Genomic DNA, 12,278 nt, shown 5'->3' on the forward strand with positions numbered 1-12,278 from the left:
GACGAGTTTGTACAACCGATTGCAGTTGTGGGCATACGCGTGCCCCCGTTGTGGCGAGCGGAAAACGCCTGGTCAACGCCGTGCGGGCGGCCCCCGGCGCACCCGTTTCCGGCAGGGGCGCCGGGCCGGGTGCCTGCGGTGGCCCGGGTCTCATCGGCCGGGGAGTCACCCCTGCGGGCGGACGCGCCTTCCTTCGGAGGTGTGGTCGCCGAGGGCGGCGCCCGTCTCAGCCGATCGGCCGGTGGGGCGGGCGCGCTGCCCGCCCGGCTGCCTTCGGGAAGTTCACGGGGTCTGTCTGGGAGGTGCGGTGGACTCGCGGACCACCAGGTGAGTCTCCAGGACGGTCGTGGCGCTCATCGACTGGATGAGGAGGTCGACCGCCATCCGGCCGGCGTCGCTCGCGGGCATCGCGACCGTGGTGAGTTTGGGGCGGTGCAGCCGCCCGGTGATGCTGTCGTCGAAGCCGATCACGCTGACGTCGCCCGGCACGTCGACGCCGAGGACCTCCAGTCCTCCGATGAGGCCGATGGCGACGAGGTCGTTGTAGGCGAGCACGCCGGTCACCCCGGCCTCGGCCACCTTGGCCGCGGCGGCGATGCCGCCCTCCTCGGTGGGGGAGTTGGGGCCGATGACGACCGTGTCGAGACCGGGGATCTCCGCGACGGCCTTGCGGATCTCCCCGCTGGTCCACGATCCGGCCGGGCCCGTCACCAGGGCGACGCGCCGGTGGCCGAGTCGCACGAGGTGCTCCATCGCGACGCGGGCGCCGTGGGCGACGTCCATCACGACCGTGGTCAGCCCGCGGATACGCCGGTTGACCAGCACGAACGAGACACGTTCCGAGAGCTTCTCCAGAGCCTTGTTCGACAGGCGCGGGCTGCACAGCACGATGCCGTCGACCTGCTTGGAGAAGGCCAGGACGAGGTTCTCCTCCTCGGTGGGGTCCTCGCCGGTGTCGGCCACGAACAGGTGGTAGTCCTGGCGGCGGGCGGCGGCCTGCGCGGCCTTGATCAGCGGAGGGAAGAACGGATTGGCCAGATCGGCCACGATCAGCCCGATGTTGTTGGTGCGGCCCGTCTTGAGGGAGCGGGCCGCCCGGTTGGGCCGATAGTCGAGCTTCTCGGCCGCCGCGAGCACCCGGGTCCGGGTCTCGGCGTTCACCAGATGAGGTGCCGAGAAGGTTCGGGAGACCGTCGACACGTGAACACCTGAGGCGTGGGCGACGTCCCGAATGGTCACTGACATGCGCACACCCTAACGCAATCGTTTGCAGATCAGCTAACCATCCTGAGACCGGTTGCGGGCGATTGACCCCGCTCACTTGACGTATTGTCTCGCCTGACGCGATTGTTTACTGCAACTGATTGCAGTCTTCAGAAGGAGTCCACACGGTGAGCAGAGTGCTCGTCACCGGTAGCGCGGGCCGGCTCGGCCGCAGCGTGGTCACCTCGCTCGCGGCGGCCGGACATGAGGTGATCGGCGTGGACAGCGCGCCGGGCACCCCGCGAGAGGCCGCCTCGGCCCTTCCCGCGGATCTCACCGACCTGGGGGAGACCCACTCGGTGATCGCACGGTTCCGGCCGCAGGCGGTGGTCCACCTGGCGGCCATCGCGGTGCCGTTCAGCCGTTCCGAGCCCACCACGTTCCGCGTCAACACCCAGCTCGCCTTCAACGTCTGCACGGCCTCGGTCGCCCTCGGGGTGGAGAAGCTCGTGGTGGCCAGCAGCCCCACGGTGATCGGATACGGCGCGCCGGGCGGATGGACCCCCGCCTACCTGCCGCTCGACGAGGACCACCCGACGGAGCCCTGGAACGCCTACAACCTGTCGAAGGTCGTGGCCGAGCAGACCGTACGGACCTTCGCCCGCACCACCGAGACCACCCGGATGGCCGCGTTCCGCCCCTGTTTCGTCGTCGCGCCCGAGGAGTGGGAGGGCGCGCCCACCCAGTCCGGGCACACGATCACCGAGCGGCTGAACCGGCCCGAGATAGGCGGAGCCTCGCTGTTCAACTACCTCGACGCCCGCGACGCCGGCGACTTCGTCGACACACTGCTCACCAGGCTCCCCCTGCTGGAGACGAACGGCGAGGTCTTCTTCGCGGGCGCCGGCGACGCCCTGGCGCGCGAGCCGCTGGCCGAGCTGCTGCCGGCCGTCATGCCGGAGACGAAGACGTTCGCCGCCCATCTGACCGGCACCGCCCCCGCCTTCTCCTCCGCCAAGGCCGAGCGGCTGCTCGGCTGGACCGCCAAGCGCGGCTGGCGCACCGAACTCTCCTGACTCTCCAGAAAGAGACCCTGATCATGAATCTCGACGGTGTCCTCTTCTTCCCCGTCACCCCCTTCGGCCCGGACGGCGACCTCGCGCCCGGCGTGCTGGCCGACCACGTCCGGCGAGGCCTTGAGCACCGGCCGGGCGGCGTGTTCGCCGCCTGCGGGACAGGCGAGTTCACCGCGCTGTCGCAGGCCGAGCACGCCGAGGTCGTCCGGGTGACGGTGGAGGCGGCGGCCGGGGCCGTCCCGGTGTTCGCCGGAGCGGGCGGGCCGATCGGCGCGGCACTCGCCCAGGCGCGGGCCGCCAGGGAGGCGGGCGCCGACGGGCTGCTGCTCATGCCGCCCTACCTCGTCCAGGGGCCCGGCTTCCCCGCCTACGTACGGGCGATCGCCGCCGAACTCCCGGTGATCATCTACCAGCGCGGGCCGATCGCGCTCGAACCGGAGGCGGCGGTCGAGCTGGCCGCGATCCCCGGTGTCATCGGGCTGAAGGACGGCCTCGGCGACATCGACCGGATGCAGCGGATCGTGCTGGCCGTCCGGGAGACCCACCCGGACTTCCTGTTCTTCAACGGGTTGCCGACCGCGGAGCTCACCCAGCCCGCCTACCGGGCGCTCGGTGTCGGCCTGTACTCCAGCGCGGTGTTCTGCTTCGCCCCCGAGATCGCCAACGCCTACCTGAACGGCGACGAGCGGCTGATCACCGAGTTCTACGCGCCGCTGGTGCGGCTGCGTTCCAGGGTTCCGGGCTACGCGGTGTCGCTGGTCAAGGCCGGGGTGCGGCTGCGCGGGCTGGACGCGGGCGAGGTCCGGCCGCCGCTGGTGCCCGTCGCGCCCGAGCACGAGGCCGAACTGGAGGCGCTGATCAAGTCGGGGCTCGCCCTGGTAGCGTCATGATCAAGGACTTGACGGTCACGCCACGGTCGGTACCCCTGAGCCGGCCCTGGGGCCCGGACGTCTCCCACAACCACGTGCTGCTCGTCACGATCACGCTGGACGACGGGCGGCGCGGCACCGGGATGGCGTGGACACCGCAGATCGGGGCCCAGGCGATCAGGGCACTGCTGGAGCACGACATCCGCGAGGCGGTGATCGGCCTGCCGGCGCATCCGGAGCTGGTGTGGGACCGGCTGTCGGCTCACCTCGGCGAGGCGGGCCGGGCCGGGATCGTCCCGATCGCCCTGGCCGGGGTGGATCTCGCGCTCTGGGACCTGCGCTGTGGGGAGCGGGCGCTGGTCGAGATCCTCGGCGCGCGGCGCGAGAGCGTCCCCGTCTACGGCAGCGGGGTCAACCTCCACTACTCGCTGGAGGAACTCCGGGCGCAGGCCCGGCGATGGGTCGCAGCCGGATACACCGCGGTCAAGATCAAGGTCGGGCGCCCCTCGCCGGCCGAGGACGTCGAGCGGGTGGCGGCGGTCCGTGAGGTGATCGGCCCCGACCGGCTGCTGATGGTCGACGCCAACCAGCGCTGGGATCTGCACCGGGCCCGCGTCGCGCTGCGGGCCCTGGAGCGCTACGACCTGTTCTGGATCGAGGAGCCGCTGCCCGCCGACGACCTGTCCGCCCACGTGGAACTGCGGCGCGGCGTCACCGTCCCGATCGCGGTCGGCGAGAACGTCGCCACCGTCCACGGGTTCCGCGACCTGCTGACCGGGGGCGCCTGCGACGTCGTCCAGCCGAACCTGGTGCGGGTCGGCGGCATCACACCGTTCCTGCGGATCGCCGAGCTCGCCCGCGCCTTCGGCGTCCCCGTCTACCCGCACCTGCTCACCGAGCTGTCGGGCCAGCTCGCCCTCGCGCTGCACCACCCCGCGATGGTGGAGAGGGTGGAGGAGGCCGCGCTGACCGACCTCGGGCTGCTCGCCCCGCCCTTCCCGGTGGAGATCAGCGGGCCGGAGCTGCGGGCGACCGGGGCGCCGACGAGGTGGGCGTCGTGAAGCCGGTACGAGTGGTGGTCGCCGGAGTGCACGGCTACGGCAGGAACCACCTGGCGAACGTCCGGCGGCTCGCCGCGGCGGGCCGGGCCGAGCTCGCCGGGGTATGCGACACCCTGCCGCCCTCGCCCGGCCTCGACGTACCGTTCTCGGCGGACCTGCCGTCGCTGATCGCCGAGACCGGAGCGGAGGTCGCGGTGATCGCGACGCCGATCCACACCCACGCTCCGCTCGCCGTCGCGGCCCTGCGGGCCGGCGCGCACGTGCTGCTGGAAAAACCGCCCGCGCCGTCGGTGGAGGAGTTCGAGCGGATCTCCGCCGCCGTGGCGGAGACGGGGCTCGCCTGCCAGGTGGGCTTCCAGTCGCTCGGCTCGGCCGCCGTCCCCGCCGCGGCCGGGGTGCTGGGCGAACCGCTCCGGGGCGTCGGTGTCGCCGGATCCTGGACACGCCCGTTCACCTACTACTCGCGCGCCCCCTGGGCGGGACACCGCAGGCTGGACGGTGTGGACGTGATGGACGGCGCGCTCACCAATCCGTTCGCGCACGCGACGGCCACCGCGCTGGCCGTCGCGGGGGCCGACACGGCCTCCTCGGTCGAGGGCGTCGAGCTGGAGCTGTACCGGGCCAACGCGATCTCCTGCGACGACACCTCCAGCGCGCGGCTCCGCCTCGCCGACGGCACCGTCATCGCGATCACCGTGAGCCTGTGCGGCGACCGCAGGACCGAGCCCTACCTGCACCTGCACGGCGAGACGCGCTCCGCCCTGCTCTTCTACACCCTCGACGAGATCGAGGTGGACGGTGTCCGCACCGGCTTCGACCGGGTCGATCTGCTCGGCAACCTCCTGGCGCACATCAGGGAGGGGGCGGAGCTGCTGGTGCCGCTGGAGCGGACCGGGGGCTTCACCCGGCTGCTCGACGAGATCCGGCGCGCTCCCGATCCGCTGCCCGTCGACGGCTTCCGCACGGAGCCGTCCCGGCTGGTGCTGCCGGGCATCGAGGGTCTGGTCGCGCGCGCGGCGGCCGAGCTGAAAACCCTCTCGGAACTCGGCTTCCCCGGCGGCCCCGGCTCCCAGGCGGTGACCGGACCGAAGACGGTCCGGTCCGAGACGGTCCGGTCCGAGACGGTCCGGTCCGAGACGGTCTGGCCTGAGACGGTGCTGAGGGCCGGTTCGCGGCAGGTCGCGACCTACCTCCAGCGGGGCGACCTGCAGCCGACGGACGCGCCGCGCCCCCACCTGCATCCGGTCCGCACCCTTGGCGGAACGGTCGTGACCGAGAGCCGGCCCGCCGACCACGTGCATCATTTCGGGGCGAGTGTGGCGATCTCCGATGTCAACGGGGTCAACTTCTGGGGCGGCTCCACCTACGTACCGGGCACCGGCCCGCGGATCCTGCCCAACCACGGGCGCCAGCGGCGGCGCTCCCTGCGTCCCGTGCCCGGAGGCTTCGCCGAGAGCCTCGACTGGGTCGGACCGGACGGCACCGTCCTGGCCTCCGAGGAGCGGACCCTCACCACCCGCGTCCTGCCCGGCGCCTGGGCGCTGGACGTCGCCTTCACGCTGGACAACCGGACCGGCGCGCCGTTGTCGATCCAGAGCTCGGCCTGCAAGGGCAGGACCGGCGCCGGCTACGGGGGGTTCTTCTGGCGGGCGCCCAAGGACTCCACCGGGCTGGAGGTCTTCACCGAAGGCACCTCCGGCGAGCGGGCCGTGCACGGTGGCCTCTCGCCCTGGCTCGCGCTCACCTGTGACGACTGGAGCCTGCTGTTCGTGCAGACCCTCGGGCTCGACCCGTGGTTCGTGCGCGTCGCCGAGTACCCGGGCGTCGGACCGGCCTTGGCCTGGGACGCGCCGCTGAGCGTGCCGGACCGGTTGGAACGCGCGATCACCGTCGTGGTCGCCGACGGGCGGCTCACCACGCGACGAGCCTCGGCCCTCGCCGCGGAGCTCCTCACCTCGTGACGGACCTCGCCGCGGGCGGCCTCGACGACGACCGCGACGGTGGGCCTCGCGCGCGACGGTGAGTCACGCGCGAGGCCGCGAGCACCGATCGGCACCTTCCGTTCCGCCCCCGGAGGGGGCGAGGCCCGCAGCGTGCCCGCCTTCCGCGTGGCGATCGGCGAGCACTTTCTCGCCGCCGGCCACACCCGGGCACAGGTCCTCGCCCGCGCCGCCGACCTGCCGTTGAGCCGCTCCCGCGAAGAGCACGGCCGTTGAGCCGCGTACCCGGGAAGTCCGAGTCAGGGATCATGTCGGTCGCATGCCACGCCATCCCGGCGGGTACGTTTGTGCGAGCCTCACAACTCCGGTCGCGAAAGACGCTCAGTCCCCGCCATTTCCGGTAGCGGGGGGCGACCGGGAGTATGTACCACGATCGGGGCGGGGACGGCCGCCGTGTTCACCGCTTCGAAAGGTTCGCTCAGTGTTCAGTCGTGTCGCCATCGTCAACCGCGGTGAAGCCGCCATGCGGCTCATCTATGCCGTTCAGGACCTAGCCGCGGAGACGGGAACACGGATCGAGACCGTCGCCCTGTACACCGACTCCGACCGGACGGCCACGTTCGTCCGCGAGGCGGACATCGCCTACGACCTGGGGCCCGCCGCGAACCGGCCCTACCTGGACCACGCCGTCCTCAGAAAGGCCCTGGTCGAGACCGGCGCGGACGCGGCCTGGGTCGGCTGGGGCTTCGTGGCCGAGGACCCGGCGTTCGCCGAGCTGTGCGCCGAGATCGGCGTGACGTTCGTCGGCCCGGGCGCCGAGGCGATGCGCAAACTGGGCGACAAGATCGGCTCGAAGCTGATCGCCGAAGAGGTCGGTGTGCCCGTCGCGCCGTGGAGCCGCGGCCCGGTGGAGACGCTGGAGGAGGCGAAGGCGGCGGCGGAGCGGATCGGCTACCCGTTGATGCTGAAGGCGACCGCGGGCGGTGGCGGCCGCGGTATCCGGATGATCTCCGGTCCCGACGAGCTGACCCTGGCCTACGAGCTGACGCGCCAGGAGGCGGCGCGCGCGTTCGGCAGCGGCGTCGTGTTCCTGGAACGCCTGGTGACGGGCGCCCGGCACGTGGAGGTACAGGTCATCGCGGACGGTCAGGGCACCGCGTGGGCGCTGGGCGTGCGCGACTGCTCCGTGCAGCGGCGCAACCAGAAGATCATCGAGGAGTCCGCCTCCCCGGTCCTCGACGCCACACAGGTCGCCGAGCTGAAGGCGGCGGCCGAGCGGCTCGTGCTCGCGGTGGACTACAAGGGCGCGGGCACCGTCGAGTTCCTCTACCACCCCGGCGAGCGGCTGTTCGCGTTCCTCGAGGTCAACACGCGTCTGCAGGTCGAGCACCCGATCACCGAGATCACCACCGGCGTCGACCTGGTGAAGGCCCAGCTGCACGTCGCGGCGGGCGGCAGCCTGGAGGGCGAGGCCCCCGAGGAGTGGGGACACGCCGTCGAGGCGCGTCTCAACGCCGAGGACCCCGACCGCGACTTCGCGCCCTCACCCGGCAGGATCGCGCGGCTCGCGCTGCCCAGCGGTCCCGGCGTCCGGGTGGACACCGGGTTCGGCGAGGGCGACACGATCCCCGCCGACTTCGACTCGATGATCGCCAAGATCATCGCACACGGCCGTGACCGCACCGAGGCACTGGCCCGCCTGCGTCGCGCGATGACGCAGACGACCGTCATCATCGAGGGCGGCGTGACGAACAAGGGCTTCGTCCGCATGCTGCTCGACGAGCCCGAGGTGATCGACGGCTCGGCCGACACCGGCTGGATCGACCGCGTGCGCGCCCAGGGCGCCCTCGTGTCACACCGGCACTCCGCGATCGCGCTGATCGCTGCCGCCGTCGAGGCGTACGAGGACGAGGAGACCGTGACGCGGCAGCGATTCCTGGCCGCCGCGCACGGCGGCCGCCCGCAGTCGCAGCACGAGAGCGGCCGCGCGCTGGAACTCAAGCTCCGCGACGTCGGCTACCGCGTCCAGGTCGCGCGCACCGGCGGCCACCGGTTCCGCGTCGGCATCTCGGCGGGCGGCCTGCGGCACACGGCCGACGTCGACATCGAGCGCTTCGACGAGCACAGCGGCCAGATCACCGTGAACGGCGTCCGCTTCAAGGTCGTCACGAGCACTCACGGTCCGATCCACCTGGTCGAGGTCGACGGCGTCACGCACCGGATCAGCCGCGACGAGGGCGGCATCGTGCGCTCGCCCGTGCCGGCGCTCGTGGTGGCCACGCCACTGCAGCCGGGCGACGAGGTCGAGGCCGGCGCGCCGCTGCTCGTGGTGGAGAGCATGAAGATGGAGACCGTGCTGCGCGCGCCGTTCCGCGGACGCCTGCGGGAGCTCGCGGTCTCGGTCGGCAGCCAGGTGGAGGCGGGCGCCCGCCTGCTCCGCCTGGAGCCGCTGGGCGACGGCACGGCAGGTCCCGTCGCCGAAGCGCGGGAGATCGAGCTGGATCTGCCGCCGGAGCCGGTGGACGTGCCCGCGGCGGAGCGGGCCGCGCGCGGCCTGCAGGACCTGCGCGGCCTCCTGTTGGGGTTCGACATCGACCCGCAGGACGAGAAGCGCCTGCTCACCGGCTACCTCGCCGCGCGCGCCGAACTCGTCGCGAAGGGCGATCACGAGCCGGCCGGTGAGGTCGAGCTGCTGCACCTGTTCGCCGACCTGAGCGAGCTGAGCCGCAACCGGCCCGCCGGCGAGGAGTCCAAGCCCGACTCCTCGGTGCACAGCCCCCGCGAGTACTTCCACACCTACCTGCAGTACCTCGACCCCGACCGGTCCGGGCTGTCGGAGAGCTTCCAGCAGCGGCTCACGCACGTGCTGTCCCGCTACGGCGTCGAAGGCCTGGAGCGCACGCCGCAGCTGGAGGACGCGGTCTTCCGGATCTTCCTCGCCCAGCGGCGCGCCTCCGCCGACGTCGCCGTGGTGACGACCCTGCTGCGCCAGTGGGCCAAGGAGGCCCCGCCCGCCCAGGCCGGCCGCGTCGCCGTCGGCGTGGTGCTGGAGCACCTGATCGCCGCCACCCAGATCAGGTTCCCGGCCGTCGCGGACCTGGCGCGCGGCGTGGTGTTCGCCTGGTTCGTCCAGCCGCTGCTGCGCCGCACCCGCGCCAAGGTCTACACGGCCGTACGCAAGCACCTGCGCCACCTCGACCAGCACCCGGACTCGCCCGACCGCGCCGAGCGGATCTCCGCCATGGTCGCCAGCTCCGAGCCGCTCGTCCGGCTGGTCGGCCAGCGGATCGGCCGCGAGGACGTGGACCCCGTGCCGCTGCTCGAGGTGCTGATCCGCCGCTACTACGGCAACCGCGCCCTCAGCGGCATCCGGACGAGCAAGGTGGCGGGCTGCACGTTCGTCGTCGCCGACCACCGCACCACGAGCGGTGCGGGCCGCGTCGTGGCCACCGCGGTCGACTTCCTGGCACTGGCCGAGGCCGTCAAGGCGGTCGACGAGTTCGCCGGCACCGGCGAGCTGGTGGCCGACATCTACCTGACCTGGCCGGACGCTCCCGACGACCCCGAGGAGATGGCCGCGCGCCTGCGCGAGGTCATGGCCGCGCAGCAGCCGTCGCACCGGATCGGCCGCATCGCCGCGACCGTCACGGGCGACAGCGGCGCCGTGATGCACCACCACTTCACCTTCCGGCCGTCCGCGGACGGCTTCGTGGAGGAGCGGCTGCTGCGCGGCCTGCACCCGCGCATCGCCGAGCGCATGCAGCTGGAGCGGTTGCGCGACTTCGACCTCACCCGGCTGCCCGCGCCCGACGAGGAGGTCTACCTCTTCCGGGCCTCGGCACGGCAGAACCCGTCCGACGAGCGCCTTGTCGCCCTGGGGCAGGTCCGCGACCTGACCCCGCTGCGCGACGACGAGGGAGGGCTCGTCGCGCTGCCCGCGGCCGAGAACGTGCTCGCCACCTGCCTCGACGCGATCCGCCGGGCCAAGAAGCCCGGCGCGAAGACCTCCGCCACGAACCGGATCGTCATCTACGTGTGGCCGCCGAACGACCTCTCGCCGGACGACCTGAACACCGTGGCGAAGCGCGTGCTGCCGACGACGGCGGGCGCGGGCCTGGAGGAGGTGTTGTTCCTGGGCAGGCGCCGCGACGGCGTCACCGGCGAGCTCGTCGACATCGCCGTCCGGATCGGCTACGACGTGGGCTCCGGCGTGCGGCTGTCCATCGTGCCGCCGCCGACCGAGCCCGTCGAGCCGTTGGACGACTACCGCCAGGAGGTGCTGCGCGCGCACAGCCGCGGCACGCACCACCCGTACGAGCTGACCGACATGCTCGCCGGGCCGTTCGGCTCCTTCACCGAGTACGACCTGGACGAGTACGCGAGGCTGGTGCCGGTGAACCGGCCCAAGGGCCGCAACGGCGCCGCGCTCGTCGCGGGTGTCGTCAGCACGCCCACGCCGCGCCACCCGGAGGGCATGACCCGCGTCGTGCTGCTGGGCGACCCGACGAAGGCACTCGGCGCGCTGTCGGAGCCCGAGTGCGCACGGGTGATCGCCGCGCTCGACCTCGCCGAGCGGATGCGGGTGCCGCTGGAGTGGTTCGCGCTCTCCGCGGGCGCCCGGATCTCGATGTCGTCCGGCACCGAGAACATGGACTGGGTGGCGGCCGCGCTGAAGCGGATCGTGACCTTCACCCAGGACGGCGGTGAGATCAACATCGTGGTCGCGGGCATCAACGTCGGCGCCCAGCCGTACTGGAACGCCGAGGCCACGATGCTCATGCACACCAAGGGCATCCTGGTGATGACGCCGGACTCCGCGATGGTGCTGACCGGCAAGCAGTCGCTCGACTTCTCCGGCGGCGTGTCGGCCGAGGACAACCACGGCATCGGCGGCTACGACCGGATCATGGGCCCGAACGGCCAGGCACAGTACTGGGCGCCGGACATCCGCGGCGCGCGGGAGATCCTGATGTCGCACTACGACCACAGCTACGTCGCGCCGGGGGAGAGCGGGCCGCGCAAGGCGATCACCGGCGACCCGGTGGACCGCGACGTGTCGACGTTCCCGCACGCCGTACCGGACAGCGACTTCACGACGGTGGGTCAGATCTTCTCCGCCGAGTTCAACCCGGACCGCAAGAAGCCGTTCGACATCCGCACGGTCATGCGCGCGCTGTCCGACCAGGACCACCCCGTGCTGGAGCGGTGGGCGGGCATGGCCGACGCCGACACCGCCGCGGTCTGGGACGTCCACCTCGGTGGCCGGCCGGTGTGCCTGCTGGGCATCGAGTCGCGGTCCGTGCCGCGCCGCGGATTCCCGCCCACCGACGGCCCGGACACCTACACCGCGGGCACCCTGTTCCCCCGGTCGTCCAAGAAGACCGCCCGGGCCATCAACGCCGCGAGCGGGAACCGTCCGCTGGTCGTGCTGGCCAACCTGTCGGGGTTCGACGGCTCCCCCGAGTCGATGCGCAAGCTGCAGCTGGAGTACGGCGCGGAGATCGGCCGCGCGGTGGTGAACTTCAAGGGCCCGATCGTGTTCTGCGTGATCTCGCGCTATCACGGCGGCGCCTTCGTGGTGTTCTCCAAGGCGCTCAACCCGAACCTGACCGTGCTCGCCGTCGAGGGCTCGTTCGCCTCGGTGCTCGGCGGCGCCCCGGCCGCCGCGGTGGTCTTCGCGCGAGACGTCGACAAGCGGACCGGCAACGACCCCAGGGTGCTCGCGCTCGCCGCCCGCGTCGCGGAGGCGCCGGCCGCCACCCGGGCCGCGCTCGCCGCCGAGCTGGCCGAGCTGCGCTCGTCGGTGCGGGCCGAGAAGCTGACCGAGGTGGCCACCGAGTTCGACCGCGTGCACAGCATCCAGCGGGCGGTCGACGTCGGCTCGGTGGACGCGATCATCAGCTGCTCCGAGCTGCGGCCCCGGATCATCGAGGCGGTCGAGAAGGGCATCGCCCGGCAGGTCTGACCCGCTCCGAAGCCCCGGACGCCCGCGCCTTTTCCGGCGGGTGTCCGGGGCGTTCGCGTCGCGGGCGGCGACCCGAGATGACGGGTGTGCTTCTGTGCTGCGATGATCGTTGTCGGGCGGATAGGATCGCCTCTTGGTGGACATGGCCGGACGGTGGGCAGGCA

At 72.4% G+C, this 12,278-nt stretch carries 7 protein-coding genes; 6 read left to right on the top strand and 1 reads right to left on the bottom strand.

Features of this window, described 5'->3' with window-relative positions; translation table 11 throughout:
• Positions 1 to 282: 282 nt before the first annotated feature.
• The gene (locus tag ACFY3V_RS30495; protein ID WP_362900983.1) at positions 283 to 1,245 is read right to left on the bottom strand and encodes a LacI family DNA-binding transcriptional regulator; all 963 of its coding nucleotides are present in this window, start codon (positions 1,243 to 1,245) and stop codon (positions 283 to 285) included.
• A 146-nt stretch (positions 1,246 to 1,391) separates the two neighbouring features.
• Here ACFY3V_RS30495 and ACFY3V_RS30500 point away from each other — a divergent pair, with 146 nt between their 5' ends.
• The 6 genes from ACFY3V_RS30500 (at position 1,392) to ACFY3V_RS30525 (ending at position 12,114) form a co-directional block, all read left to right on the top strand.
• Positions 1,392 to 2,279: an NAD(P)-dependent oxidoreductase gene (locus ACFY3V_RS30500; RefSeq protein WP_362900981.1), complete on the top strand. Its 888-nt coding sequence runs from the start codon at positions 1,392 to 1,394 to the stop codon at positions 2,277 to 2,279.
• A 23-nt stretch (positions 2,280 to 2,302) separates the two neighbouring features.
• The gene (locus ACFY3V_RS30505) at positions 2,303 to 3,169 is read left to right on the top strand and encodes a 5-dehydro-4-deoxyglucarate dehydratase (RefSeq protein WP_389778272.1); all 867 of its coding nucleotides are present in this window, start codon (positions 2,303 to 2,305) and stop codon (positions 3,167 to 3,169) included.
• Positions 3,166 to 4,209 carry a mandelate racemase/muconate lactonizing enzyme family protein gene (locus ACFY3V_RS30510; protein ID WP_389778274.1) on the top strand — a complete coding sequence of 348 codons (1,044 nt, stop codon included), beginning with the start codon at positions 3,166 to 3,168 and terminating at the stop codon, positions 4,207 to 4,209. Before ACFY3V_RS30505 ends, ACFY3V_RS30510 begins: the two co-directional genes overlap by 4 nt.
• Positions 4,206 to 6,170 (top strand): DUF6807 family protein, encoded by a 1,965-nt coding sequence (locus ACFY3V_RS30515; protein ID WP_389778276.1) that lies wholly within the window; start codon positions 4,206 to 4,208, stop codon positions 6,168 to 6,170. The genes ACFY3V_RS30510 and ACFY3V_RS30515 overlap by 4 nt, the downstream gene beginning before the upstream one ends.
• Before the next feature lie 39 nt (positions 6,171 to 6,209).
• Positions 6,210 to 6,425 (top strand): hypothetical protein, encoded by a 216-nt coding sequence (locus ACFY3V_RS30520; RefSeq protein WP_389778278.1) that lies wholly within the window; start codon positions 6,210 to 6,212, stop codon positions 6,423 to 6,425.
• Between the two features lie 205 nt (positions 6,426 to 6,630).
• Entirely contained in the window at positions 6,631 to 12,114 is a 5,484-nt protein-coding gene (locus ACFY3V_RS30525; protein ID WP_389778280.1) for a carboxyl transferase domain-containing protein, read from the top strand.
• Positions 12,115 to 12,278: the final 164 nt, after the last annotated feature.

Origin of the sequence: Streptosporangium sp. NPDC000095 (assembly GCF_042899335.1) — a bacterium.
Taxonomy (GTDB): domain Bacteria; phylum Actinomycetota; class Actinomycetes; order Streptosporangiales; family Streptosporangiaceae; genus Streptosporangium.

Excerpts from the sequence above, each read along its gene's own strand:
- ACFY3V_RS30505 (WP_389778272.1), top strand. The coding sequence starts at position 2,303 with ATGAATCTCGACGGTGTCCTCTTCTTCCCCGTCACCCCCTTCGGCCCG.
- ACFY3V_RS30495 (WP_362900983.1), bottom strand. The coding sequence starts at position 1,245 with ATGTCAGTGACCATTCGGGACGTCGCCCACGCCTCAGGTGTTCACGTG.
- ACFY3V_RS30510 (WP_389778274.1), top strand. The coding sequence starts at position 3,166 with ATGATCAAGGACTTGACGGTCACGCCACGGTCGGTACCCCTGAGCCGG.